The 25,838-nt window shown below is 51.6% G+C and carries 21 protein-coding genes; 14 read left to right on the top strand and 7 right to left on the bottom strand.

The genetic code is table 11. The annotated features are described in order from the left end of the window. The first annotated feature begins 62 nt into the window (after positions 1–62). Positions 63–665, top strand: coding sequence for an RNA polymerase sigma factor (locus IE065_RS07050; protein ID WP_189513319.1), 603 nt, complete (start codon positions 63–65; stop codon positions 663–665). Then, complete coding sequence (locus IE065_RS07045) at positions 662–1,396, top strand: hypothetical protein (RefSeq protein WP_189513317.1); 735 nt, start codon at positions 662–664, stop codon at positions 1,394–1,396. Before IE065_RS07050 ends, IE065_RS07045 begins: the two co-directional genes overlap by 4 nt. A gap of 54 nt (positions 1,397–1,450) precedes the next feature. On the opposite strand, the gene ruvA is transcribed toward IE065_RS07045, so the two are convergent. From ruvA to dapA, 3 genes are read right to left on the bottom strand one after another with little or no spacing between them, the layout of a single operon-like run. Next, the gene (gene ruvA / locus IE065_RS07040) at positions 1,451–2,056 is read right to left on the bottom strand and encodes a Holliday junction branch migration protein RuvA (protein ID WP_189513315.1); all 606 of its coding nucleotides are present in this window, start codon (positions 2,054–2,056) and stop codon (positions 1,451–1,453) included. A gap of 26 nt (positions 2,057–2,082) precedes the next feature. Then, complete coding sequence (gene dapB / locus IE065_RS07035; RefSeq protein WP_189513313.1) at positions 2,083–2,817, bottom strand: 4-hydroxy-tetrahydrodipicolinate reductase; 735 nt, start codon at positions 2,815–2,817, stop codon at positions 2,083–2,085. Between the two features lie 4 nt (positions 2,818–2,821). Further along, positions 2,822–3,715 carry a 4-hydroxy-tetrahydrodipicolinate synthase gene (gene dapA / locus IE065_RS07030; RefSeq protein WP_189513311.1) on the bottom strand — a complete coding sequence of 298 codons (894 nt, stop codon included), beginning with the start codon at positions 3,713–3,715 and terminating at the stop codon, positions 2,822–2,824. A gap of 99 nt (positions 3,716–3,814) precedes the next feature. Between dapA and IE065_RS07025 the strand changes: the two genes are divergently transcribed. The 6 genes from IE065_RS07025 to IE065_RS07000 all read left to right on the top strand — a co-directional run bounded on the left by IE065_RS07025 (position 3,815) and on the right by IE065_RS07000 (position 10,589). Then, positions 3,815–4,921 carry a type IV pilus twitching motility protein PilT gene (locus IE065_RS07025; RefSeq protein WP_189513309.1) on the top strand — a complete coding sequence of 369 codons (1,107 nt, stop codon included), beginning with the start codon at positions 3,815–3,817 and terminating at the stop codon, positions 4,919–4,921. Then, positions 4,921–5,772 carry a hypothetical protein gene (locus IE065_RS07020; protein WP_189513307.1) on the top strand — a complete coding sequence of 284 codons (852 nt, stop codon included), beginning with the start codon at positions 4,921–4,923 and terminating at the stop codon, positions 5,770–5,772. Before IE065_RS07025 ends, IE065_RS07020 begins: the two co-directional genes overlap by 1 nt. A gap of 42 nt (positions 5,773–5,814) precedes the next feature. Beyond that, on the top strand, positions 5,815–6,720 hold the full coding sequence (gene fabD / locus IE065_RS07015) for an ACP S-malonyltransferase (protein ID WP_189513305.1): 906 nt from the start codon (positions 5,815–5,817) through the stop codon (positions 6,718–6,720). Between the two features lie 6 nt (positions 6,721–6,726). Further along, a complete protein-coding gene (lepA, locus tag IE065_RS07010) occupies positions 6,727–8,526 on the top strand; it encodes a translation elongation factor 4 (RefSeq protein WP_189513303.1) in 1,800 nt (599 codons plus the stop codon). Between the two features lie 11 nt (positions 8,527–8,537). Continuing rightward, positions 8,538–9,950, top strand: a complete 1,413-nt coding sequence (gene lepB / locus IE065_RS07005) for a signal peptidase I (RefSeq protein ID WP_189513301.1) — start codon at positions 8,538–8,540, stop codon at positions 9,948–9,950. Between the two features lie 219 nt (positions 9,951–10,169). Then, entirely contained in the window at positions 10,170–10,589 is a 420-nt protein-coding gene (locus IE065_RS07000; protein ID WP_189513299.1) for a hypothetical protein, read from the top strand. Positions 10,590–10,975: 386 nt separating this feature from the next. On the opposite strand, the gene IE065_RS06995 is transcribed toward IE065_RS07000, so the two are convergent. The 3 genes from IE065_RS06995 to IE065_RS06985 all read right to left on the bottom strand — a co-directional run bounded on the left by IE065_RS06995 (position 10,976) and on the right by IE065_RS06985 (position 14,215). Next, positions 10,976–11,218: a hypothetical protein gene (locus IE065_RS06995; protein ID WP_194500009.1), complete on the bottom strand. Its 243-nt coding sequence runs from the start codon at positions 11,216–11,218 to the stop codon at positions 10,976–10,978. Between the two features lie 326 nt (positions 11,219–11,544). Next, entirely contained in the window at positions 11,545–12,894 is a 1,350-nt protein-coding gene (locus IE065_RS06990; protein WP_189513295.1) for a sulfatase family protein, read from the bottom strand. A gap of 139 nt (positions 12,895–13,033) precedes the next feature. Continuing rightward, entirely contained in the window at positions 13,034–14,215 is a 1,182-nt protein-coding gene (locus tag IE065_RS06985; protein ID WP_189513293.1) for an aldo/keto reductase, read from the bottom strand. Positions 14,216–14,653: 438 nt separating this feature from the next. On the opposite strand from IE065_RS06985, the gene IE065_RS06980 reads away from it, so the two are divergent. The 4 genes from IE065_RS06980 (at position 14,654) to rnr (ending at position 22,866) form a co-directional block, all read left to right on the top strand. Continuing rightward, entirely contained in the window at positions 14,654–15,967 is a 1,314-nt protein-coding gene (locus IE065_RS06980) for a DEAD/DEAH box helicase (RefSeq protein ID WP_189513291.1), read from the top strand. A 15-nt stretch (positions 15,968–15,982) separates the two neighbouring features. After that, positions 15,983–19,384 (top strand): beta-ketoacyl-ACP synthase 3, encoded by a 3,402-nt coding sequence (locus IE065_RS06975; RefSeq protein ID WP_189513289.1) that lies wholly within the window; start codon positions 15,983–15,985, stop codon positions 19,382–19,384. A 97-nt stretch (positions 19,385–19,481) separates the two neighbouring features. Next, a complete protein-coding gene (locus IE065_RS06970; RefSeq protein WP_189513287.1) occupies positions 19,482–20,417 on the top strand; it encodes a phytoene/squalene synthase family protein in 936 nt (311 codons plus the stop codon). 106 nt (positions 20,418–20,523) lie between these two features. Next, entirely contained in the window at positions 20,524–22,866 is a 2,343-nt protein-coding gene (gene rnr / locus IE065_RS06965) for a ribonuclease R (protein WP_189513285.1), read from the top strand. A gap of 109 nt (positions 22,867–22,975) precedes the next feature. Here the strand turns inward: rnr and IE065_RS06960 are convergent, their stop codons facing one another. Then, positions 22,976–24,601, bottom strand: a complete 1,626-nt coding sequence (locus IE065_RS06960) for a fucose isomerase (protein ID WP_189513284.1) — start codon at positions 24,599–24,601, stop codon at positions 22,976–22,978. A 175-nt stretch (positions 24,602–24,776) separates the two neighbouring features. On the opposite strand from IE065_RS06960, the gene IE065_RS06955 reads away from it, so the two are divergent. Both IE065_RS06955 and IE065_RS06950 read left to right on the top strand, forming a co-directional pair. Next, positions 24,777–25,337, top strand: a complete 561-nt coding sequence (locus IE065_RS06955) for an RNA polymerase sigma factor (RefSeq protein ID WP_189513282.1) — start codon at positions 24,777–24,779, stop codon at positions 25,335–25,337. Continuing rightward, the gene (locus tag IE065_RS06950) at positions 25,334–25,783 is read left to right on the top strand and encodes a hypothetical protein (protein ID WP_189513280.1); all 450 of its coding nucleotides are present in this window, start codon (positions 25,334–25,336) and stop codon (positions 25,781–25,783) included. The genes IE065_RS06955 and IE065_RS06950 overlap by 4 nt, the downstream gene beginning before the upstream one ends. Positions 25,784–25,838: the final 55 nt, after the last annotated feature.

Below are 25,838 nucleotides of genomic sequence, written 5' to 3'. Positions count from 1 at the left end.
TTGCCATTTTCTGTATGTATAAAGGAACAAAACAACCTTGGGATGCTCTAATCCTTATAGCTATGGCTGAAAGAAACGAACAAGCGCAAATCGACGCCGCCCTGCTCGAACGTTACAGAAGTGGGGATGCAGCCGCATTTAACGAAGTTGTCACCCGGTATTGGGACCGCATTTTTGCGCGTGCCTTTCACCTCTTAAAAAACCGCGAAGACGCCGAGGAGATTGCTCAGGATACCTTTGTGCGCGCTCAAAAGGGTCTGGAGAATTTCCGAGGCGATTCCTCGTTCTCGACATGGCTCTACCAGATCGCAACGAATCTGTCGCATAATCGCTACTGGTATTGGTTTCGCCGTAAGCGCAGTGCATCGGTCTCTTTAGATCAAACCCTCGGTGACGATACCACATCGACCTTAGAGGATATCTTGCCCGCTGAAGGTGAAGATCCTGGCGAAGCCACGCTCACCAACGAGTTTCTCCAAGAAGTTACCGCCCGCATGAAGGATTTGAATCCCAAACACCGGGAAATTCTTGAACTGCGCAATGTTTACAATTTGTCCTACGAAGAAATTGCGGAGGAATTAAGCATTAGTGTGGGTACGGTAAAGAGTCGTATCGCCCGCGCTCGCGATAGCCTCCGTGAAAAACTAGGTCGTGACTTCGAATGACCGACACGCGTTTTAACGAATTAGTAAATCTGTATCTAGATCGCGAAATCAGTCCTCGCGACTTACAGGTTTTGCGTAAGGAGCTTACGGATCAAGAGCGCAAACAGAAGTTTGAAAGCTTACGCCGTATTCATAACGCTGAGCGACAGGCCTTGGCATTGATTTGCGGTAATCCGCAACGAGAACTTCGCCGCGATAGCCTGACCCAACGAGCAACACGCGCAATCAATGAAGCCTGTATTAAATTTGAAGAACGTCGTAAGGGCTTGGTGCTTCTTTGTCAGTTTTCAGCCGCAACCGCAGCTATCGCTGTAACCGTTGGCCTGCTTTATCGAGATTCAGTTGAAGCGCTTGAGGTGGAGGTGAGCCCGGAAGCCGATATGACTGGTACCCCGCCGATAGACGTTCGCGAGCACCTCCTTGCGCAACTAAATTCGCCGAACAGCAATTCTCGACTGATTATCGACCAATCTGGACGGCCATTAGCCCTTGTTTCTTACCGCGATCAGGGCGAAGTGCAGATTCAATCGCTGCAAACGGTGCCTGAAAGCAATATCTTCCGCTTGGGCAGGGCCTTAGAAGCCGCCCGACCACAGCTTCCAAATCCAGCCGAACTACTGGAAAACCGCAGCCCGACTATTCCAGTTCGTCAGTTTCCTGGAACCGCGACGCCAGTTGTGCTCGTGGAAGAAAGTCAAGGGGCTGGCGCTGTTATTGGCTACGCCTACTAGCGTCCATGACTCAGAAAGTCTGATTTTTCGATAGGAGGTCGACTTTTTGCGGTATTAATTAAGCGCAGCACGAATCAACTCTTCGGTTGTTGCGTCAGGACGAGTTTGGGCCGCTTTCCGGACAGATTTGTCAGCGTCGGGAAGTTTGTATCCTAAGGCCACCAAAGCAGCAACTGCATCCTGAATGCTCAATGGAGCAACTGAAGACGGTGAAACGCCTGTATTATCGGCGTTTGCAATATTTGATCCACCGAGTGCCCCGACCTTATCCTTTAGTTCTACAACAAGGCGCTCTGCGGTTTTTTTACCGATACCAGGGCACTTGGCGAGCAGTCCGACATCCCCACTGGCAATGGCTTGTTGCAGCATGGCGACGCTGAGCTTACTCAAAATGCTAATAGCAATCTTCGGGCCAATGCCCGACACCTTTTCCACCAACAACCGGAAGAAATCACGCTCGTCGATCGTGGCAAAGCCATAAAGCGATGCTGAGTCTTCCCGATACACCGCCACCGTCCAGATTTTTGTTTGTTGGCCTACGGGTGGGAGCTTTTCAGCCGTAGTTACCGGGATGGTAAGCGCATAACCGATGCCATTGACATCAATAATAGCAGTCAATGGCGTCGCATCGGCAACTTTTCCCTGTAGATAGGCAATCATGATTCAAATGCGATTAAATGCTTGGCCTAGTCCCGTAAGCCGAGCACGTCTTCCATGTTATAAAGACCAGGGGGTTTGTCGGTCACCCAATGCCCAGCGCAAATAGCACCACGGGCAAAGATGCCACGGTCTTCGGCGTGATGGGAGAGTGAAATTCGCTCGTGGGGGCCTGCGAAAAGCACCTCATGATCACCTACGATGCTGCCACCGCGCACAGCATGGACGCCTACTTCGGCCTGTGGGCGAGCACCGATGTTGCCCTCACGGCCATGCTGGACATTGCTGCGGTTCAGTCCACGTGCGTCGAGGACTTGCTCAATCAATCGCTCTGCCGTGCCGCTGGGGGCGTCAATTTTGCTATGGTGGTGCATCTCTATTATTTCGGCCTCATATTCAGCAGGAAGTAGCTTTGCCGCCTTGCCGACCAAGTGAAAGAGTACGTTGACACCGATCGAAAAATTGCCAGCCCAAACCATCGGAATAACTTTGGTTACATCGAGAATAGCTGCCCGTTCGTCTGCTGTGTGGCCTGTAGCACCAATTACCATGGGCTTACCATATTCCGCGGCGAGACGGGCGAGGGGGGGGGTAGCAGCATGGAAAGAGAAGTCGATGACGACATCGCAACCTTCGATGAAATCCTGTGGCTTGTCGCCTTGGTCACAGGCACCGTAGATAACGGCGTCGCTGCTGGCTGCGGCTGCAGTGATCGCTTGGCCCATTCGGCCACTGCATCCATTTAGTAAAATGTTGATAGCCATGATCTTAAAGGCCAAGTCCTTCTAGGGTTTTAATGAGTTGATTAAGGGTGGCATTGGTCATTTCGCACATTGGCAAACGGACAGCCGCTGAGGAAATTATGCCGGCACGCTGCATAGCGGTCTTCACTGGCACAGGATTGGGCTGGATGAAGAGATCGCTGAACAATGGCTGGTAGCGACGGTTAATCTTATCAGCCGCAATGAAGTCATTCTTTAGTGCAAGCTGAACCATTTCCACTAGATCGGTGACGATTAGGTTAGATGCGACACTGATCACTCCTTTGGCCCCGAAGGACATAAAGGGCAGGGTAAGGCCGTCGTCGCCGGAGAGAATTAGGTAATCCGAACCGAGCTTCTGCACGAGTTGTGCAACACGGGCGGATTGACCTCCGGCTTCCTTGATGCCACAAACGTGCGGATACTTCTCAAAGAGGCGTGCGCAGACTTCAACTGGGATATCCACGCCACAACGGCTTGGAATCGAGTAAAGGATGATTGGCTTTTCGGTGGACTCTGCAATCGCACTGAAATGGCGAAACTGACCTTCCGCGCCGGGCTTATTATAGTAGGGCGCAACTACAAGCATGCCCGTAACGCCTTCATCGGCATCAGCACGCTTGGTCAGCGATACGGCCTCTGCGGTAGAATTAGAGCCAGTGCCAGCCAAAACGGGCACCTTGCCACCCGCTGCCTCTGCCACGGTCCGAATCACTTGGCTGTGTTCGTCGTGGTCGAGGGTGGGGGACTCGCCTGTAGTACCTACTGCGACTAGTCCATTGATGCCTTCGGCTACTTGCTTTTCCACCAATGCAGCCAATTCGTCATAGGCAACGGAGCCGTTATCCAGCATCGGAGTAACAAGAGCGGTGTGAACGCCATAAAATTGAGTTGTGTTCATTCGAGCTTAAAGATTAGCTTATTATCTGGTTAATGCGCGGCTACTTATCGCTAAGCAGTCGTTTATGACAACGGTATTCTGCTAAACTCAACCCGCATCATGTCTGAGTCCATCGAATTATTTAATAGTCTTCTACAATTGGCCGTGGAAAACGGTGCCAGTGACATCCACATTAAGACGGAAAAGCCGGCTTTTTTGCGTTTGCATGGCCACTTAGAACCCGTGGACATGGATCCTCTCAGCCACGATCAGATACTTGAGTTCATCGAGCAGAGTGTACCAGAGCAATTCTATGAGAACTGGAAAAGCGAAAATCAGGTCGACTATTGCTATGACCTCGACGAGCTGGGGTTAGGGCGTTTTCGCGTCAATGGCTTCTTCCAACGTGGGATGCCAAGTGTCGTTTTTCGTCATGTTAAGGATACGCCGCCGACTTTTGAGGATCTGAACCACGACCCGGACCAATTCAAAAAATTCTGTCTACACAAAGACGGCATTGTGATTGTTTGCGGGGCCACTGGCTCGGGTAAGAGTTCCACGCTCGCGGCGATGTTGGACTACATCAACGCAAACTTTGACAAGCACATCGTTACCCTGGAAGATCCGATTGAATTTAACTACACGGACAAAAAATCGGTGTTCAATCAGCGCGAAATCGGAATTGACGCGCCGACATTTGAGCTTGGTCTGAAAGCCGTGCTCCGCCAAGACCCAGACGTGATCCTCATCGGGGAAATGCGCGACAAGAGCACCTTTGAAACCGCACTCCATGCGGCTGAAACAGGTCACTTGGTCTTTGGTACTTTGCACGCAGGCAGCGCCCAACAGGCGGTTCAGCGTCTTTTCGAATTCTTCCCAGTCGAGCAGCAGCACGCCATGCGACGTCAAATCGCCAGCACTCTGCGCGGAACCATTACACAGAAGCTGATTCCAGGTATTGAAGGGGGACGAGTGCCCTGCGTGGAGCTGTTCGTGGTTGATAGTTTGGCACGAAACGTCATCGAAGATGGCGAATTCCAAAAGATCAACGCGGTGATTGACGGTGGTGACGAAACAGGCTCGAAATCCTTTAATCGAGATCTTTATCGGCTTATTAAGGCAGGTTTTGTCTCCAAGGCAGACGGCCTCGCGGCTTCGCCTAATCCAAAGTCACTCGAAATGAATTTGAAGGGCATCTTCCTGAGCACCGGCGGACTCGTCGGTTAATGATGAAGGCGATGTGGGCAGGTATCTTTGCATTAGCGGTGCTTACAGCAGCGTTACATGCTGAAACGGCGGATTCATCATCGACGAAAGCAAGCACTGCGCCGGCACACCTTAAGCAAGAGTCCACAACGCCCACTGAGGCGCTCAAGCCGATGGTTGAATCCATTCCAGAGAAAGCATTGAACCCTCATTCTGCGAAAAAGGCGACGAACACATCGACACCAACCGAGGAAATGACGACGGCAGACATGGTTCTTCGCCATGAACAAAAAGATTGGCTAGCAGTGGGAGTCATGAAGTTGTCCGGCAAGTATCAACCGGACAGCGATCTGAGCGCCGAGGAAGAAGAGGAACTTGAAGAAAAGCGCCTCAGTTTTTATTCCCCAACAATGTTTGTGGATCACTTTGCACGACTGGAGCGAGCCAATGGAGGCGAATCAACCACTCCGATAAATGACTGGAGCCAAATATTTCATGAGCCTGTGCTTGACCGCACGCTCGACTTATCCATGGACTCAGCGCAAGTGCACATGACAACGCCAGAGCCGGCCAAAACACGCGTAAATCCTTATATGGTGGGACTCCAGCCCAAGCAATCGAGTCCAGTCATTGCTGAAGTTTTAACGCCTCAATGGACAGACAACACAGCAGCACCGCAAAGCAATTGGCAGCAGTCGCTGGGGGGGGACACAACTCGCAGTCGTCCGCTCTTAGTCGGAGAAACCGAAAGCATTTTACCACAGTCGGCTAATTTAGCCTCACCAGCACCCACATCCACGCCCTCAGAAGCGACCAATCGACGTAAAAAGGACGTCTCTGAAAAGTATTTCCGGAACCTGGATCGTTTTTAATCTTTCCATGTGCGTTTGAATCCGTGAAATGCTCTACCCCTTATGGCAGTAGCATTCATTTTTTCGGGGCAGGGCGCCCAAGCCGTCGGCATGGGTAAAACCTTGTGCGAAAATAGCGCAGCCGCGCAGAAGGTTTTTGACCAAGCCAACGATGTGTTGGGTTGGGATTTGAAATCCGCCTGTTTTGACGGCCCCGCTGAAACATTGACCGAAACTCGGGTCTGCCAGCCCGCACTCTATGTGCATGGCGTCGCGGTGGTGGAAACATTACGTGAGCGAGGCAAGCTACCACAAGTCGGTGGTGTGGCAGGGCTAAGCCTTGGCGAGCTAACCGCGTTGCATGCTGCGGGCGTATTTGATTTCGCAACCGGCCTGCAAGTTGTGGCCGAGCGCGGCCGCCTGATGCAGGAAGCCTGTGAAGCGACGAATGGTGGGATGACAAGCCTGCTTGGTGGCGATCTGCAAGCTGCCTATGATCTTGCCCGCAAGCACGATGTGGACGTTGCGAATCTCAATTGCCCCGGTCAAACCGTTCTTTCTGGCGACAAAGCAAAAATTGCTGAAGCCATGGCCGATGCGCAAAATGCTGGATTCAAGCGCGCAATTCCACTGAACGTTGCTGGAGCATACCATAGCCGGTTAATGCAGCCCGCAGCCGATGCGTTTGCGGCTTATCTAGCCGACAAGCCATTTGCTACCCCACAGATCCCCGTGTTCACTAACACGACGGGACAAGAGGTGAGCAACCCCGATGAAATCAAACAGGCGCTCGTGACCCAAGTGGTGTCCGCTGTTCGCTGGGAAGACTGTTTCCGTGGCCTGGTTTCTCTGGGTATGACTGAATTTTACGAGTGTGGCCCGGGCGCCACACTTGCAGGCCTAGCCAAGCGGATTGACCGCGACGCTGTGGTTTCGTCGTTGGGCGAATTCGCTGATTTGCCCCTTTAAAAACGTATGAGCACCACGGACCATATCCGCAACTTTTGCATTATTGCGCACGTAGATCACGGCAAGACCACCTTGTCTGACCGACTGCTCGAACAAACAAGCACCGTTCAGCGGCGTGACATGAAAGCGCAGCTGCTCGACTCGATGGACCTTGAGCGTGAACGTGGTATCACCATCAAGAGCCATCCGGTCTCGATGCTTTACCAACTCGATGGCAAAGACTACCTATTCAACCTGATTGATACTCCAGGCCATGTTGACTTCTCTTACGAAGTTTCACGCAGTTTGGCCGCCTGTGAAGGCGCACTCCTTTTGGTGGACGCAGCCCAGGGTATTGAAGCTCAAACCGTCGCCAACGCTCATTTGGCAATGGAGCAAGGGCTGGAGATCATTCCCGTAATCAATAAAATCGATTTACCCGGTGCGCAGCCCGAAGTCATTGAACAGCAAATCGAAGACGTGCTCGCCATCCCGCGAGAAGAGGCGATTCACGCCAGCGGTAAATCTGGCATCGGTATTGACGATATTCTGGAAGCCGTTGCCAAACGGTTGCCCCCACCGCGTTGGACAGAGGGCCCGTGCGCCCGAGTTCTAATTTTTGACAACGTCTATGACACCTATAAGGGTGTCATCTGCTACGTTCGCGTTTTCTCTGGCACACTGAAGGCCGGAGATGAAGTCATGATGATGGGAACGGGCCAAAAAACAATTATCAAGGAAGTCGGACGTTTTTCGCCCAGCATGATTCCTGAGAAGGAGTTGGCTGCCGGTCGTACTGGCTATGTTGTCACTGCGATCAAAAATCTGACTGAGATCAAAATTGGGGATACAATCACCCAAGCGTCCGATCCAGCGTCCACGATGCTACCGGGCTACAAGGAAGTGCGCCCCATGGTGTTTAGTGGTATATATCCGCTGGATACTTCGGACTACAACAAGCTCAAAGCCAGCATGGCGAAATTTCAGCTCAACGACGCTGCACTGGTTTACCAGCCAGAGAGTTCAGTCGCATTGGGCTTCGGTTTTCGTTGCGGTTTCCTCGGACTGTTACACATGGAAATCGTTCAAGAGCGTCTACGTCGTGAGTACGACATGGATATCATATCGACTTATCCAAGTGTTGTTTACAAAGTAAAGCTGACCGATGGAACGATTAAGGAGGTTCATAATCCGGTATTTATGCCGAATACGGACCTTATCGAATACATCGAAGAACCAACGATCCGCGCTACGATTCACACGCCGAGTTCGCATATTGGCGACATCTTGGCGTTAGTCTCAGAAAAACGTGGCATGTGTGATCACACCGAAACGGTTGATGGAACACGCGTTATGCTTGTTTGTACGCTGCCGCTGAATGAAATCCTTATCGACTTCAATGACCGCCTGAAATCGATCACCAAGGGCTACGGTTCTATGGATTACGAGATCGGTGAGTATCAGCAGAGTGACCTCGTGAAAATGGACATCATGGTGAATGCCGAACCCGTTGACGCATTTTCATCTATCGTCCACCGTGACAAAGCCGAAAGCCGGGGCAGGGTGCTCTGCGAGCGGCTAAAGGAGATCATGCCGCAGCAGATGTTTAAAATCCCGATTCAGGCCACTGTGGGCAGCAAAATCATTGCGCGTGAAACGATTAGTGCGTTTCGTAAGGACGTGACAGCGAAGTGCTATGGCGGAGACATCAGCCGCAAGCGCAAGCTGCTCGAAAAACAAAAAGAGGGCAAAAAACGAATGAAGCAAATTGGCAAAGTCTCCATACCACAAGACGCCTTCATTCAAATCCTGAAAACTTCTAATTAGATCCCAACAGCATGTTCTTTGGCAATAAGCAGAAAAAACTGCGTAAGCAAGCTCGGCATATGCTGGGGCACGCGCACAAGGTCGTCGCATACCGACGTGATGTATTGAGCGAGACTGCGCTGGCGCAAATTGCCGAAGGTCGCAAAGCCTTGGAGTCCGCATTGACGTCCAAAGCCGCCGACAAAGAACTGAAAGTAGCCACGGATGCGCTTGAAAGCATGCTGAAGAAGCATGGGGGTAAGCTTTACCCAGTCACATTTGGGTCAGAAAATGTAGAAATGGTGATCGTTGCAGCGGTACTGGCCATTGGCGTTCGCACGTATTTCTTCCAGCCGTTTAAGATTCCCACCAATTCGATGTGGCCGACTTATGCTGGGCTTAATGCTACCGTTTATCCTCCGGACGAGCCACGCCCGTCTGTTGGCAAACGATTCTTTCTGGGGGCAACTCAAGGTCTACCGCAGTCACTTCCGTTTCTATTCGGAGACTTCAACTACTATATAACAGCACCCAATAGCGGCGAGCTGGTCATTCCAGTTCGAATTGCCCGTACTGATGTTGGTCCAATTGCCAAACCAGTGTATGAAACTTTTGAAAAGATGACCTTCGGACCTCGATTTAAGCAGATTAAATCGGTCTGGAAAAAGTATAAAGTCTTGGTTGGTGGAACTTTAGTGGATGTCGAAGTGCCCGGCGATTTCGAACTCGACGACGTGTTGGTCGAAAGCTGGTTTCCTGATTACGACAACCCAACGGGCACTGGCTTAACTACCGTTTTAGAAGAATTACAGGAGCAAGGTAAAGTTTCACGATCGAGCGATCCAAGCGTCCTGCTGATCAATACAGGGAAAATGCTTGAGGCCGGGGCCACCGTTCTTGATTTCAATATTAATAGCGGCGATATGCTATTCGTCGACCGATTTAGCTATAACTTCGTCCAGCCAGAGGTCGGTTCGCCAATCGTATTCCGCACGAATAACATTCCTGGATTACGCACACAAAACAGCATCGGCCAACTGGAGCCCGATGAGCGATATTATATCAAGCGCTTGGTTGGCGTGGCTGGGGATGAACTTGAAGTCAAAGATACGACTCTTTATCGTAATGGCGCACCGATCGAGGGTGCTGACGCATTTGATAAGAATGCACAGCAGATTGAAGATTATCCTGGTTACCAACAACGGATGCGCCTTACAGAAGGTAAGACAGAGACAATTGTCCCAGGTTATGTTTATGCCATGGGCGACAATTCACCACACAGTTCGGATAGTCGTTTCTGGGGCTACGGGATGGATGATGTTCTGCGCACTCAGGCAGAAATTGAAGCTGGAGTGCCGGCAAATATGGTTCCGGAGCAAGATGTCATAGGTCGCGCGGCATTCATCTTTTACCCGTTTTCTCATCGTTGGGGCCCAGCAAAGTAAGCTTATTTGATATTTGCGGCCGACCTTATCGCTTTTCGGTGGTCTCATTTCAAGGCTCTTGATAGAGAGCCAACGCACGTGAATGCGCCGTAAAGCTATGATTTGTATAGCCTTATAGATTTACCTAGAAAAGACTTAGGCGTATATTTTACGCACAATATATATTATGTCTAGTTTTCGATTTTGGGAATTTTGAGGTGCTCCGACTTGCGGAAATCCATGGCTATGAAGCTTTTAGGCCCCTATTCCGTAATCGTTCTTTATACTGGGAACTCGAATTCTGTTTTTAGGTTTTCGGGCAGGTATACTGAATATCCGGAGGCTTTCGTGGCCAGATATGTTGAGGATACTCACGCATGGTATTTCTTCAACGATTCAAAAGAATTTGTTTGTTACTCGATTAATGATGACCGTTTTTATTCATACTTACTACCGCTGAATTTAACCATGTATGGAAGCTTTGAGGTTGTAGCGAATATTGAGGGTTTGAAGTTCCTGGTAAAATTAAATAAGGGGAGATTTGTTGAGTTAGGAGTGGTGGACCTCGATCTTATGTCGTATGTAAAAGTAGGAGATGTGCGCGGCAGTCAAATTTCATTGCTCTATCAAGAGGTTTCCGATGAAAGGAGCTCGGATTGAAATCGTGGCCATGTATGCAATGGCGTAATTGGGTCGTGGTCTGACTTCTGATTTTAAGCTGTACGTGGATTTAGCTTTATGGTGAGTTCGATCAACGGGCTAATACTCAGCGGCTTGATTCATTAGAGGTTTTAGCCACCCGCAGCGCGCCTTGAGAGCTGCACAGATGCTCTTGGGCTGTTTGTTTTTATGTGTTTTGAGGTTGGTTTCTGGGATGTTGGCAGGCTCATTCTTGGCGATGGGACATTGGTCATGTCGGCGAAGAAGGAGACGGCGAAGGGAACAAAAAAGTAGAGTAATAAGGCTGCGTTCTCAACTCTAGGGTCTGCATCACCTCCGCGTTCCCACTATACAATTTCAAAAGCCAATACGGCAGCCGCCCCTTTTTAGCGAGAGCTGCGAGCCAACAGCTCGTCGAGCGTAAAGGGATTAGCGGCGTATCGAATATATGAGCCAAACAGCTTTCCCTTAGCCAGCAAAAAGCGGGTAGCAAAACGAGCAGAGCGAAGTTCCCATCGGGTGGCCGAAGGCCATTGCGGCAACGGTACGAATAGCGGGAACAAAATCGAAATCCCATTTTCTACGTGATCGTGAGTGGTGTTCCGTATTGCGAAAATCGTCCAGTTCATGCTTCTGTGAAGGTGCCGTGCCTCCTTTACGGACCATCCATGCTGATGGTTCACAGATGGAATTTCCCTTTATGACTAAGCCGCACATCATCTGCTTAGTCCGGCGTCGTGTTCGTGCTGGCGAGATCATTAAGGTGTCAGTTACAGATCCAGATCTTCGAGCGTTTTACGCTACACCCTACAAACGGCAGGCTATACATTTGGCTCGTTATCTTACGTTACGCGCAAAAACTGGCGTTGTCATAGTCTGGATTGGAAAAACTGGGACTTTGTTCCTCCCCTACCTTCCTTCGCTACATAAGTTACACTTATAGCTATTTAAGGAATCAATCAAACACCGGCACTGTGCCCCATTCGTCAATCGGATGTCCCCAGTGCCTACAGTAAGTTTCACCTATCTCAAATCGATCACCCAAGGAATCCAATTTGGCGTGCAGTAGAGATGAGAGTCGATGCTGAATATCTGAGTGTGTCGGGTTACTAACCAGATTTAACAGTTGGTATGGGTCGTTGTCGTTGTCATAGAGCAGCCACGGTTCACCCCGAGTCTCTACATAGGTGTAACGTTGAGTTCGAAGCCCTCGGTATTCCTGCCCACCATTTCGCCGTTCATATTCACCAAACGGATGGTAACAAGCCAGTAGCGCCGCATAATCGGCGTCAACCGCATTGTTTTTGGCAGCGGCCTTAAAACTAAGCCCCTCAAGGGCTCCATCACACTCAATGCTGCACAATTCCAATAATGTTGGCTGGTGATCTAGGACATCGAGTAAGGCGTCAGTTGCTCTTCCCTGCTCGCCTAGGCCCGCAGGCCAACGGAGAAGAAATGGAATCCTCATCGACTCTTCCCAAGGCCGCTGTTTGCGTTGCTGTCCATGAGACCTAAGCATGTCGCCGTGATCCGAGGTGAAGACTAGAATGGTGTTTTCCTCCTGTCCGGTCGCCCTCAGCACCTCGCGCAAACGTGCAAATTGGTCGTCTAGTGCAGAACAATGGGCATAGTAGCCGGCTAACTCCTTTCGGGCGGTGTCGACCTCTTCTTCAGGCACGTTTAGGGGAAGGATAATATCATCGGGGTTATACATCGCACGATACTGCTCTGGCGCGGTCCCATAGGGATCATGTGGCGGCCCCCAAGAAAGCATTAGGAGAAAAGGCTTATCCTCGGGCGATCGATTACGCACGTAGTTGCAGGCGTCCGTAGTTTGAGCAATAGCATCATAGCCCTCCCAGAATTTCTTGACCTCAGAAGTTCCTTCAAAGTAAGGCGACGAGTTATAATCGTGCGTGCACTCAAGTACCTTCCAGTAATCGAAGCCACGGTTGCGCTCGGGCGGAATATTATAGCTTTTGCGGCCATGACCATCGATATGCCATTTGCCGATGTACGCTGTATCATATCCTGCATCTTTGAAACGGTGCGCAATTGAACGCCGATCATTCGGCAGGCAGACATCGTTCAGGAATACGCCGTGGCTCAATGGGCGTTGGCCGCTGATCAGCGTTGCTCGAGCCGGACAACAAACCGGTACACCTGAAATCGCCTTACGGAAATTAACCGATTCGGCAGCAAATACGTCCAGATTTGGTGTTTTAACATTGGGGTCACCAGCATAGCCCATCGCCTGGGCTCTCCACTGATCCGCAAAGACATAGATGACGTTTGGGCGGGGCATTGAGCGTTAAGTTATTCATTAGATTTTAATCATGCAACTTGATATTAATCGCGTTGAATCCAGCTCTCCCAATGCCACTCGCTCATGAGGCCGCGCTCTTTCTTCTTTGTTCAGTTACGCAAGATATCACGACTAACGATTAGGTGCTCGAGAGGCGCTCGCGCTCCTTGCCCTTGAACATCTCGTGGGCCTCGCGGAGAATGCTAGGGATGCGATCGGCAAACTGATGACCGTTAACCGCCTTAATGATTTCCGCGTCATCGAAATTCCCTGCTTTTTGACCAGCCATCCAGTGTCCTCCGTTGCCAATCATGCCATAACGGTATTTACCATAGTCATCCATGTCGAGGCCCTTGGCAAGCGACCACAGACGCAAAATGTAGATTAAGTTTATTTCACCTGGGGCTTTGTCGAAGGTTGGTAAATGCTTGGTATAGTTAGGCCACCAGTCGGCACCAAGGGCATCCACCATGGCGGCGTTGATTCGATCTTCTATTGGAGAAATAACGGCGTCAATGTTGTCATAGTATGCCAATGCTTCAATTTGCGGATCGTACTGGTCTGGCTGGGCGGCACCGACACTAAGGGTATGGACCTCTGGGCGACGCAGGCAGAACAATGAGTTGAAGCCCATTGGCGTGAGCGGCGCACAAAGATCAACAAGCTTTGGTGGCGGATTGTAGAGCTGGCCTCCCTTATCATTCGGGCTGATAATAAATACGCCCATATCTTGCTTGGTTGCCGCTTCAATCGCCTGCCAGTTGGTCTGGTTAATAAAATACCAGTGCAAGTTCACATAATCAAACTCACCCGTCTCAATGGCGCGGATTATGGTGTCGCAAGTGCCATGGGTGGAAAAACCGATGTACCGGATACGGCCATCTTTTTGCCAGCGACGAGTAACCTCCATGCAACCACCCTTACGGATCGTCCAATCCGTCAATTCGTCTGTATTCAGTCCATGGAAACCGAACAAATCCAGATAGTCACAGCCCAGACGGTCGAAGGTTTCTTCGAGGACTTGCTCAAACTCTTTGGGGTCTTCCTTGGGCGCGACTTTGCTTTGCAGGATATAGCTATCGCGTGGAATGTCTTTTAACACGACTCCCAACTGACGTTCGGAACTGCCATAACCACGCGCCGTTTCGATATGATTAATGCCCAGCTCAAGCGCGCGATGAATGGTCTTTGAAATCCGCTCCTGCTCTTGGGCGGTGATTTCATCGGCAGGCAAGTCGTTCCATGATTGTTGGTAGCGCATTCCGCCAGCGGTAATCACGGGCATTTTCAATTCAGTTCGGCCAAAGCGTCGGTAGTGCATAACAAGTCGGGTGGTAAATGATTTTCCTCTCAAAACAGCTTATATGAATACAAAGCTTAAACTTTGGAACATACCATCATTGGCTGGCAACCCGATCCTCGAAACTTTGATCTCTCACATAAAGCAGCGGTCTTATTAGTAATCACTAAGCTGGAACTGAGTCAACCAGCGGGATGTATTTAAACCCAAGTCTGTCCCAGTGATGGCTAATTTTACTGCTGGAAAAGAATTTACATATTTCTCTTGCCATGCCTCTCAAAATCGCCATTTTCCATCGCAGCTACACGGGGTTGTCCCGCGAAACGGTTGTTTTTGAACGACGTTTTATAGCTCCTGAACCGGTCTCCATCGATGAGTGATTGTTTTAGGCCTTAATCACATCATCGAAACGCCCGCCATTTAATTCTGGCCTAACAGCCTGCGGGTACAGACAGACTTATGAGTTCAATTGAATCATTCGAGGCGTTGCCATTGGCGGCGCCCCTTCACCGTGCTTTGCGCGATAAAAACTACGTAACGCCTTCGCCAATTCAAGCGCAAGCTATTCCACATTTGCTGGAAGGCCGTGACCTACTGGGCTCCGCTCAAACTGGCACTGGTAAAACCGCTGCATTCGCGCTGCCGATTCTGCACCATTTAAACGAGAAGAATCATCGCCTCATGAAGGGACGCATGCGCGCCCTCGTGTTGACCCCTACTCGTGAACTGGCCGTGCAGGTTGCTAAGAGTTTTGACGATTACGGTAAGCACTTACGCCTTAATACCGCTCTAATCTACGGCGGCGTCAGTGCGGGTCCACAGATTCGTGCGATGAAGCGCGGAGTCGATGTCCTTATCGCAACACCTGGTCGCTTGCTCGACCTATACGAACAAGGTCACTTTGAGTTCGATGCAGTGGAGCACTTCGTCCTCGACGAAGCCGACCGCATGCTCGACATGGGCTTCATCAACGACATCCGTCGTATCGTATCGAAGTTGCCCCGTGAGCGCCAGTCGCTGTTCTTCTCGGCTACGTTCTCAAACACTGTCACTCGCTTGGCTGAGGAAATTCTCTCCAACCCAGTTGAAGTACGTATCGCACCGGAACGCCCAACGGCCGACGCCATTGATCACCGCATGTGTTTCGTTCAGCGCGATGACAAGTTCACCCTTCTAGAAACCCTGCTCAACGAGCAGAAAGAGCGTGAAGGCGACAACCTCACACTGATCTTCAGCCGCACCAAGCACGGAGCAGACCGTATTGCGAAGGCACTCGGCCAAGGCGGAATCCGTGCCGATGCGATTCACGGCAACAAGAGCCAAAACGCACGTCAGCGCGCGCTGGATAACTTCCGTCGTGGACGCCCGAATGTGCTTGTTGCAACTGACGTTGCCGCCCGCGGCATTGACGTGAAGAACATCACATTGGTTATTAACTTCGACCTGCCAGACGAACCAGAAGCCTACGTCCACCGCATTGGCCGCACCGCTCGCGGTGGCGCTGAAGGTGTGGCACTGTCCTTCTGTACCGGTGATGACTTCAATGAATTACGCGCAGTAGAACGCCTTCTAAAACAGGAAATTGCGGTTCACCACGAACATGCGTTCCACCAAGAAAGCTTGGTTGCACGTCGTAACTCCGGCGGCAAATCCGGTCAGGGTAAGCGTTTCCAGCGCGGTGGCGGTGGCCAACGTGGCGGTTCACGCGGTGGACCACCACGCGGTAAGCGCAATTTTAACGCTCGACGGGGGCCCCGGCAATCAGTTCGGTAGTAGGCTCACGTCACAATGAGTTTACTTCCCGGAAACATCCATCAGACCACCGGAACATCCGAAACCGAAGCGGAATCAGCATCTTCTGCTGAATCCGCTCTCGGAGCCAAAGAACTGTACCGTACATTAGTGCTCGCCCGCGAAATCGAAGCGGTCGAGCGAGCCATCATCGCCCGCGGTGAAGGACATTTCCACATTGCCGGCGCTGGACACGAATCCAGCGCCGCTTTGGCGGATTTTTTGACCCCCGCCGACTGGTTGGCGTGTCATTATCGTGACCGTGCGCTCATGCTAGCGCGCGGCCTCCCCCCCCGGGCCTTTTTTGACGCCCTGTTCGGGAACGATGCCTCGACCTCGCAAGGTCGGCAGATGAACGTCATGCACTCCAGCCGTGCGCTGAACATGATGAGCATGCCCGTTTCCGTCGGCAACAATCTGCTCCCAGCCGTGGGTGCAGCGAGTGTGATTAAGGATCAGCCGGACGCACCACTTGTCTACGCCTCCGTTGGCGATGGCGGTGTCCAACAAGGTGATTTCTTTGAAGCTGTCGGTGAAGCCGTACGTTCCCACTTGCCCGTTTTGTTCCTAGTGCAAAACAACGGATATGCCCTGTCAACAACGACACTCGGCAAAACTTTCTTTTCCCTCCCTAATGGCGAGGCCGAGGAATTCCTTGGCCTACCGATCCACCGGTTTGATGGTGTCGATGTGCTGGCTTCGCGCGAGCTCTTCGGCAAGTTAACTAAGCACATTCGCCATACACGTGGTCCGGCTATTGCCCTGATGCGCGTTGAGCGCCTTGGTAGCCATTCTAACGCAGACGACCAGACTCTTTACCGCACGGCTGAAGACCTCGCAGAAAACGCACGTTTCCGCGATCCGATCCCTCACCTCCGCGAGCAACTGATCGATCTTGGAATCGCCGACAGCGACCTACTGGCCATCGAGTCCGAGGCGAAAGATCACGCCCGTGCCGAGGCTGAATTGGCACGCACTGCTGCTATGCCGAAGCTCTGTTTGGAGTCGCGTGAGCCGCTCCACGCGGATTATTTGCAGCGCGATGAATATCGTGGCCAAGTGACCACTCAAGCAGTCACCATGCGGGACGCAATACGTGATTCGTTACTCGATGCCCTTCAGCGTGACTCAACCGTCAAGCTCCTTGGCGAAGATATCGAAGACCCTAAAGGCGACGTATTTGGCGTTTGCAAAGGGCTCTCCACCCAATTTCCTGGCCGTGTGGTTAACTCCGCACTGGCTGAATGTAGCATCATGGGGCTCACGATTGGGCAAGCGCTTGCAGGTGCACGCCCGGTGGCATTTATCCAGTTCGCAGACTTTCTGCCACTCGTTCAAAACCTTTACCATAACGAGCTTGCGTCAATGTTCTGGCGAACTGCTGGCGAATGGCGCTGCCCTGTCGTGCTCATGGTTTCCTGCGGTGGCTATCGTGGAGGCACTGGCCCGTTCCATACGCAAACAATGGAGGCCATGCTCGCGCATTCGCCAGGCGTGGACATCGTTATGCCTTCAACGGCTGCTGATGCGGCTGGCCTGCTTAATGCCGCGCTCCGCTCCCCCCGCCCTACCGTTTTCCTTTACCCGAAGAATCTGATCAACGACTCGACGCGGGTTACTTCGCCCGACATTGCCAAGCACTGGGTCCCGGTTGCCAGATCGCGCACAGTCCGTGAAGGTAGCGACGTGACGCTCGTTGGTTGGGGCAACACTGTTCCGATCTGCGAAGAATCCGCTACTCTCCTCGAGGACCTTGGCGTTTCAGCGGAAGTCATTGATCTACGTTCGATTTCCCCATGGGATGAAGCCGCTGTGTTGGCATCCGTTAGACGCACTAAGCGCTTGATCGTTACCCATGAAGACAATCGATTTGCGGGCGTTGGCGCAGAAGTCGCGTCTCAAATTGCTGAGGCTGCGGGCGAACCCGTTCAGATTCGCCGAGTCACACGGCCCGACGCTTTTGCTCCTTTCAATCTCGCCAATCAATTAGCGATGCTGCCGTCTGCGGAGAAAATTGTCACGGCCGCCGCCGAGATGATTGGCCTGAAGATATCATGGCAAAGCGACGACGATGGTGACGGCGAAATTGAGACGATTACTGCCATGGGCGTAGGTGCCTCTGACGATACCATCAATCTGGTTGAATGGCTTGTGCAGGAAGGCGAAGCCGTTACCCCTGATCAAGTTATTGCTATTTTTGAAGCCGAAAAAGCCGCCGCTGAACTTTTTTCTCCATGCCACGCGGTTGTCGAAAAGGTCATTGTTGCCGAGGGTGAATCTGTCCGCATTGGTGAGCCCTTGATTGAACTTCGCCGCACGGAAAGCAGTGCTAAATCGGCCTCACAGCAGATTATTAAGCGCCGTCCGATTCTTCTTGAGTCGAAGCAGTCACCTGCCACCGAACTTAGCGTAAAGCCAGTCGCGAACGCTACGATCCGATTGACCGCAATTGCCGCGGCGCATGGCCACGAGAAGGTCACTAACGAGCAACTGCTAGAGCGTTTTAATTTCCCCGACAAAGACAGCGCCGAGATCATTAAGATGACTGGCATTGAGTCCCGTAATTGGGCAACTTCCGATCAGACAATGCTGGGCTTGGCGTCTGAAGCCGTGGAAAAACTTTTTGCCGGGATCGAAGATACGATCGATCAGGTCGATCTCGTCATTTGCGCCACAACCACGCCTGACAAGGGCACGCCCTCACTTGCAATGCGCGTCCTGCACCAATTGGCACCCGAACGCGAGTGCCCAGGCTACGATATCAGTGCGGCGTGCAGCGGTTATCTTTACGGCCTACAGGCCGCCCACGATTTCTTGCAAACGCGCCCGAAAGGCCGCGTGTTGTTAATCACTGCGGAAATGCTTTCCCGTGTGATCGACCCCGAGGATTACAATACCGCGATCCTCTTTGGCGACGGTGCCACTGCCACCCTGATCAAAGCCGACGCATCAGATAGTAACGGAAACGAGCCCGGCCTGCGAATGGAGTCTCCGGTCATATCTGGCCGTGGTGAATCCGGTGAATACCTCCGTGTGCCGCTCATGGGTAGCAGCGAAGCCATCGCCATGCACGGCAAGCAAGTATTCCACGACGCAGTTAGCCGTATGGCTACAACCCTGCGCGAAGCTTGTGCGAAGCAGAATTTGGAGCTCAACGATCTCGATGTGATCATCCCGCATCAGGCCAACCAGCGTATCCTCCGTGCGCTCGGCAAACGGATGCGTTTGGACCACGCCAAGATTTGGGAGAATATACACCTTTACGGCAACACATCCTCGTGCAGCATCCCGATCTGCCTCGCCGAAAACTGGGACAAGCTCCCTGATAACGGCGGAAAGATCGCCCTCGTCGCCTTCGGCGGCGGCTTCACCTTTGGTGCTGCGCTGCTGCATAGTTGAGGGGAGGCAAGAGGAGATATTGAGCAGGAAGTTCGGATTACACTTTTGGGAGTAAAAATGCTCATTTCTGGCCTGCCTGTTAAAAATCAGCCCCCCCATGCCCAAACCATTAGGCAACGCCATTACCTGTAAACTACCGACTAACTGGGAAACGCCCCAACCAGAATCCGGTTGGCGCCGTAAGCCTGAGTTGGCGGCGTCACTTGCTGTATGTAAGGAATCTACTCGGGAACACGCTACCAGCTTCTTCTTCGCCTCGTTTCCACTGCCTGCGGAGAAAAAAAGCGCGGCGTATGCGATCTACGCCTTTTGTCGCTGGGTGGACGATGTTATCGACGAAACGCCGCCCGATCAGCAACCCGACCTTGCAACGCTGCAAGCCGAACTGGACAGCATTCTTGCAGGAGAAAGTAAGCTACCGTTCGCACCGGCCTTTGCGGAAGTGACGCGTCAATACGCGGTGCCGATCAGCTTTTACGTCGACCTGATGGAGGGCTGTTGCTGGGATCGGAAGCCAGTCGAGTTCGTTGACTTTGCCGAACTGGAACTATATTGCTACCATGTGGCCTCAGTCGTGGGGCTGATCATGAGTCGGATTTTTGGCCTCAAGGAACTCGCAGGCGTTCCCCGTGCCATCGAAATGGGCATTGCAATGCAACTAACGAATATCCTGCGCGATGTTGCCGAGGATTTTACCCGCAACCGTATTTATCTACCGCGTGAGGAGCTTGCCGAGTTTGGCCTAAACCGTGATTTCCTGTCCACCCCCAATGCAGCCGACCCGCGATGGCGAAAGTTTACTCGTTTTCAAATCGACCGGGCCCGCGATTATTATTGTTCCGGCGAAATCGGTCTTCCCTACCTTGATGCTGACGGCTCGCGCTTCTGCGTCAGACTGATGAGTCGCGTTTATGGCGGCATCCTTGGGGCAATCGAACGTAAGCAAAGTGACGTTTTCTCTGGCCGTTGTTACGTGCCTACTCGCCGCAAGTTGGTAATTGCAATGGGGGCAGCTGCGGCGGCGCTTCATTGACTTGGATATAAACGCAAAACGGCGTATTGAGGGCTAAACCGTCCCAAATTTTGAGATTAGTGCTGTTCAACCCACTATGATCTGCGCTATGCTACGCTCACCACATATGGCATTAGAAGAATCGATTATCGAGTTGCTCGGGAACAAAGAGTACTCCCCATTACGCCAGGAAGAACTGGCAGACACCCTCAAGCTCCAAAAGAGCGAACGCAAACAACTGCGCCGCACACTGCATAAACTCCTCGACGAAGGTGTTATTGCACGGATTAAGAAGGATCGTTTTGTGCTACCCAAAGACGCCGACCTTGTAGCGGGAGACATCTTGTTTCGCCAAAGCGGCTCCGCACGAGTCATGCCTGACCCCAAGCCCGGCCAAGCCGCGCGAGAACCGCTGGAGATACGTTCAGAAGATACCGGACTAGCGTTGCATGGTGACAAGGTCCTCGTCCGTGTGGACGACAGCAACAAGCGTTTCGAAGGCCGCCAACGAGGTAATCGGCGGCAGGACACGCGATTTGGCGACCAGACTTACGCCCGCGTTATCCGCATCTTACAGCGTAAGCGGGAAACCTTTACTGGCACACTGAAACGCTCACGTATGTTCTGGTATGTGATCCCGGACGATCCACGCATCATCCAGGATATTTTGGTGCCACCGCCAGAAGAGTCTGCATTTTTGCCCCGCCCCAAGGAGGACGACAAAGTTATTGTACGGATGTTGGAATGGCGTCAGCGGCATCTTAATCCAGAGGGCGAAATCATCGAGGTGCTCGGCCTTACCCACGAGCCTGGAGCCGAGTTTAAGGCACTGTTGCACAAATTCGAACTCTCACCAGAATTCCCACAGGCTGTCAGTGAGCAAGTGCTGGACGTCTCGCCGAAGGTCAGCAGCAAGGATATCGTTGGCCGCCAAGACGCGCGCAAACTGTTCACGTTCACCATCGACCCAGACGACGCTAAGGACTTTGACGATGCCATTTCCATTGAGGAAAAAAAAGGCGGCGGCATGCGTGTTGGTGTGCATATCGCGGATGTCTCGGCCTACGTTAAACATAACAGCGCTCTTGACCGGGAAGCTCAGAAACGCGGTAATTCGACATACCTCGTTGGCTGCGTGATCCCTATGCTGCCGCATGCGTTGTCCAACGGCATTTGTTCGCTCGTCGAGGCTGAAGACCGGCTAGTTAAGAGCGTCTGGCTGGAGTTCGACGTCAAGGGCACGCTGCGAAAAAAAGGATTTTCCAACTCCGTCATTCGTTCGAATAAGCGACTCACCTATGGGCAAGCGCTGGCGCTGCTTAAAAAGAGCGACTTAGATGAAATTCGTGCCACCCCCCTCCCCCCGGCGCACCAGACCGGTTCCACTGGCCGAGCGCTCAATGAGTTGAAGGACGACGAACTATTGAAGCTGCAACAAGGCGTCCGCAACTTATGGAAAGTTGCCAGTAAATTACGACGTGACCGCTTCAAGAAAGGCAGTCTTGAACTCGATATGCCGGAGGTGAAAATCTACGTTGATGAAGACGGCTATGCAGACCGTATCGTGCAGCACGAATACGATGAGAGCCACCAGCTCATCGAGGAATTTATGCTGACGGCCAACGAAGTTGTTGCGCGGGAGCTATCGCTAGCCAAGCTGCCGTATCTGTCTCGCGTCCACGACGAACCTGATCCAGAGAAGCTCAATGAATTACGCCAGCAAATGCAGATCGCCGGTCTCAAATGCGGCGACCTGACCAAGCGTGGCGAAGTTACAAAGCTGCTCGCTCAAGTGAAGGACCACCCGCAGGGATATACGTTGCGTATCTCATTTCTGCGTAGTCTCAAGCAAGCTTGTTACCGGGCAGAAGCCGACGGACACTATGGCTTGGCCAAGCAGTTTTACGCGCACTTCACCTCGCCAATCCGGCGTTACTCAGATCTTGTGGTCCACCGAATTTTCGACTTTTTCTTGATGAAGTCCGGCAACGATACCGCCCCCTCACGCCCGCCCAAGATTTACTCAAAAAGCGAACTCGATCGTATGGGTGAACACCTTTCGATCACCGAGCGAAGCAGCCAAGAGGCCGAACGCGAGTCGAACAAAATCAAGCTGCTGGAATACTTCGAGAAAGAAGCTACCAAGCCGGAAAAGAACGAGTTCGAAGCGGTCATCACTGACGCGCGTAACCACGGTCTCTTCATCGAGCTCACGCAGACGATGGCCTTCGGCATGGTCCACATTTCAACGCTTCAGGACGATATTTATCACGTTGTTGATGGGGGCGCAGCACTGCTTGGCCGTAAAATGCAAAAGCGCTACAGTGTCGGCGACAAGGTCAATGTCGTCATTGAGCGCATCGACCGCTTTAAGCGCCAGATGGACTTTAGACTAACGGATCAGCTTGAAAAACCGAAGCGGCGGGAAAGACGTAACGACAAAGGCCAAGGTCGACGGCGGAGGAAGTAAGCCTTCGTTAACACATATTTTTCCTGTTCGATACCACCGGATTAAGGAATAAAAAGGGCCAGATTTTTTCTAATCGTCTGGCCCCGTTAAATTGACTCTGTGCTCGAGCCTACAGCGTCTTCTTCTTAGCCGTGCTCCCGCAGATGAAGACTTCAATGCCTAGCTGAGCTGCAAGGTCGGCTTTGGCGTATAAACAGTTATCTGCCTGCTCGGCGGTCTTAGCGTACGCTACGTTGATGTGGTTTGCTTTATGGCGAGCCATCATCTGATCACGGGTGACCCCGTAGGTCACTGCATGCATGATGGGCCATTGTGGCGTTGTTTCGTCTAGACGGCGCTGAGTTTCCTCTTCTGGCAGTTCGATGACCTTCGCACGACCGATGTCCATTTTGAGTTTGTCGTCTTCGATGAAGATACGGCTCCAGACAATCTCACCCGGTTTGGCAATACCGTGTAAGGTACTGCCACCGAGGGGGAAATACATCGCTGGTTGGCGATAGCCATGGCTGCCTTTCCATCCGCCAACGTGATGCTCGACGGGTGCCGATCCGCTGATCAGGAACACCCAAACGTAATCTTTAGTAGTACCTGATTGATCCCAGTCGCCCCAGCGCAAATCGTGCAGTGTGGTTTCCGTTGGTTGCTTTAAGGCACGATGAACACGTTTGGTTAAGATCGCATCGAGTCCGCAACATTCGTCTACTTCGTTAAAGTGCGGATAGGTTTCACCTTTTTTAATAATTTTCCCCTGGGCATTTTTGACCGGTGGGCGATCCGAACTATTGAGCATGCCTTCGACTAAGTCAGATGCGGGGCAAAGATCCTTTAAACCTTGCTGATACTGAATGCCGATGGCCTCGCATCCGAAGCGATCGCCAATGCGGCAAGCTGCGATGTACATCTTGCATTGCTGCAAAACCTGCGACTTAGTGAGATCCTTTGCTTCTTTTTTACCAAAGTGAAAGTTGAACCCACGATCAACAAGGAACTTATAAATTTCGTCGGCTTCCGCTGCGGTCACGGTTTGCATTTCTGCATATAGAGCACTCTGGCTTAGCTGTTCTTTATACACACTTAGAGGGAAAAGCAGTTCGTCAGGAATCACGGCGTTGTACATGCCCATGCAACCTTCGTCGAAAACCCCCATGATCACCTTTTCCCGGTCGAGATCAGTGACCATTTTGCGAGACAAAATCTTCAAGCGATTCGGTGTTTTACGACCACTGTATTTTTTAACGTGGCGGGTGGCATGGATAACTTCTCCCTTTTCTAGCCATGTCTTGAGGTTCTCATGGAATGATTTGTCCTTGCTGAAATTTTCGCTCCAGAGCGTTGAGTATTTCACACCAGCCTTTGTGAGTGAACCGTTAAGATTGAGCATGCCGACGAGCCCTGGCCAAGTGCCACTCCAATTCGCGACGGTAAGAATCGGCCCACGGTGCGAGATCAGACCGGCCAGGAGATGGTGCGAGTATTGCCAAACAGCTTCAGCGATAATCAACGGTGCGTATCGATCAATCGTTGCAAAAACATCCATACCTTCACGCTGACTCGAGATAAAACCATGCTTTTCAGTTGGTTTATATTTGTGCGCGCGCTTTATTTTTCCACCTAAAGTTAACAGAACCTTTGAGAGCTCTTTCTCCATTTTAGCCTGCTCTTCCCAGCAGTTCTGATTGGCGGATAAACGAAGGTCGCCATTTGCAACGAGATAGACGATTTTTTGTTTAGGCATAATTGTTTTTGTATAGAGGCGTTATTTTTTTGAGAACGGCACATGTTAACAGAATTAGATCAGATGTCTTGCAAAAAAGATGTTATACGTAACGGAATCATGAAGCGAAGTTGCATTACGCATATTTGTCATGGCACTCGCATGATTGCTTCTTATCGTATCGTAAACTACACTCATGCCCAACGATTTACGCGCTGAAGAGGATGCCTGGATCCGCGCCGCCCAGCAAGGCGATGCGGATGCATTCGGCTTATTATTTCGGCGTTATCACGAACGAACAGTGCGTACGTTATTCGCGATGATGGGCTCCGAATTCGAGGCACGGGAAGCTGCTCAAGAAGCGTGGGTTAAGGCATGGAAAAGGATTGATTCTTATGATTACACGTCTTCATTTTACACTTGGTTGCATCGTATATCAATCAACACAGCACTCGATGCAATTAGAGTACGAAAACGAAATAATCACCGTGCAGCGACAGTTGAATCAATTGATGAATCTCCATCTCACGAAGCAAATCCAGCCCAACGGGCGATTCATCGTGAGCGTTGGGATGAACTACAAACTGCCTTAGCGCAATTACCGGAAGAGCAGAGAAGTGCGCTTGTTTTACGTGAGCTGAGCGGTTACAGTTATCAAGAAATCGCCGATACGCTCAGCATCAAGCCCGGCACCGTAATGTCACGCTTGCACGCCGCCCGTCAAAAACTCGCCGCCATCTGGAAAAAATCATCATGACTATACGAACACTCTTAACGACACTTGCGTTGACCCTCTTCTGCCTGACACCTTGCATTGCCCAAGCTCAGGAACGCACAAAAGTTGAAGTCATTCTCGTTATGGCATCTAATTCCAACGAGGGCGTCGATCCACAGCTGAAACCCTATGCAGAGACTTTGCAGCGGCTGTTTCGCTTCAGCACATATCAGCAGAAGGATCGAAAAATCCTCTCCATTGAGGTTCCAGGTGGTATGACGACCAACCTTTTTGGCGGGACAAGCCTCCAACTCGGTCTTCAGCCTATTGCTGGCAGTAAACTGCCAGTGAATCTTGATTGGCGGCGCGGCCAGCAAAAGCTCCTAACAACCCTCGTTCGTTTAAATCCAGGCACACCCGCTGTTATTGGCGGGCCTCAGGCCGAGAATACGGGCACCTACCTGTTGATTGTCCGCTGGCAAAAATAGCATACCAATTTGGGCTAAAAAACCATTTTGTAGATTCTAGACAATTTATGAATAG

The organism is Cerasicoccus arenae, from assembly GCF_014651635.1.
GTDB classification, from domain to species: Bacteria; Verrucomicrobiota; Verrucomicrobiia; order Opitutales; family Cerasicoccaceae; genus Cerasicoccus; species Cerasicoccus arenae.
The sequence above is the reverse complement of the archived record's forward strand: the minus strand, read 5'-3'. Positions and strand labels throughout refer to the sequence as shown.

Excerpts from the sequence above, each read along its gene's own strand:
- rnr (WP_189513285.1), top strand. The coding sequence starts at position 20,524 with ATGGCATTAGAAGAATCGATTATCGAGTTGCTCGGGAACAAAGAGTAC.
- IE065_RS06985 (WP_189513293.1), bottom strand. The coding sequence starts at position 14,215 with ATGCACTACCGACGCTTTGGCCGAACTGAATTGAAAATGCCCGTGATT.
- dapA (WP_189513311.1), bottom strand. The coding sequence starts at position 3,715 with ATGAACACAACTCAATTTTATGGCGTTCACACCGCTCTTGTTACTCCG.
- IE065_RS07020 (WP_189513307.1), top strand. The coding sequence starts at position 4,921 with ATGATGAAGGCGATGTGGGCAGGTATCTTTGCATTAGCGGTGCTTACA.
- IE065_RS07025 (WP_189513309.1), top strand. The coding sequence starts at position 3,815 with ATGTCTGAGTCCATCGAATTATTTAATAGTCTTCTACAATTGGCCGTG.
- fabD (WP_189513305.1), top strand. The coding sequence starts at position 5,815 with ATGGCAGTAGCATTCATTTTTTCGGGGCAGGGCGCCCAAGCCGTCGGC.
- IE065_RS06975 (WP_189513289.1), top strand. The coding sequence starts at position 15,983 with ATGAGTTTACTTCCCGGAAACATCCATCAGACCACCGGAACATCCGAA.
- IE065_RS06980 (WP_189513291.1), top strand. The coding sequence starts at position 14,654 with ATGAGTTCAATTGAATCATTCGAGGCGTTGCCATTGGCGGCGCCCCTT.
- ruvA (WP_189513315.1), bottom strand. The coding sequence starts at position 2,056 with ATGATTGCCTATCTACAGGGAAAAGTTGCCGATGCGACGCCATTGACT.
- IE065_RS06970 (WP_189513287.1), top strand. The coding sequence starts at position 19,482 with ATGCCCAAACCATTAGGCAACGCCATTACCTGTAAACTACCGACTAAC.
- IE065_RS06960 (WP_189513284.1), bottom strand. The coding sequence starts at position 24,601 with ATGCCTAAACAAAAAATCGTCTATCTCGTTGCAAATGGCGACCTTCGT.
- lepB (WP_189513301.1), top strand. The coding sequence starts at position 8,538 with ATGTTCTTTGGCAATAAGCAGAAAAAACTGCGTAAGCAAGCTCGGCAT.
- IE065_RS06955 (WP_189513282.1), top strand. The coding sequence starts at position 24,777 with ATGCCCAACGATTTACGCGCTGAAGAGGATGCCTGGATCCGCGCCGCC.
- IE065_RS07000 (WP_189513299.1), top strand. The coding sequence starts at position 10,170 with ATGGCTATGAAGCTTTTAGGCCCCTATTCCGTAATCGTTCTTTATACT.
- IE065_RS07045 (WP_189513317.1), top strand. The coding sequence starts at position 662 with ATGACCGACACGCGTTTTAACGAATTAGTAAATCTGTATCTAGATCGC.
- IE065_RS06990 (WP_189513295.1), bottom strand. The coding sequence starts at position 12,894 with ATGCCCCGCCCAAACGTCATCTATGTCTTTGCGGATCAGTGGAGAGCC.
- IE065_RS06995 (WP_194500009.1), bottom strand. The coding sequence starts at position 11,218 with ATGAACTGGACGATTTTCGCAATACGGAACACCACTCACGATCACGTA.
- IE065_RS07050 (WP_189513319.1), top strand. The coding sequence starts at position 63 with ATGGCTGAAAGAAACGAACAAGCGCAAATCGACGCCGCCCTGCTCGAA.
- lepA (WP_189513303.1), top strand. The coding sequence starts at position 6,727 with ATGAGCACCACGGACCATATCCGCAACTTTTGCATTATTGCGCACGTA.
- dapB (WP_189513313.1), bottom strand. The coding sequence starts at position 2,817 with ATGGCTATCAACATTTTACTAAATGGATGCAGTGGCCGAATGGGCCAA.
- IE065_RS06950 (WP_189513280.1), top strand. The coding sequence starts at position 25,334 with ATGACTATACGAACACTCTTAACGACACTTGCGTTGACCCTCTTCTGC.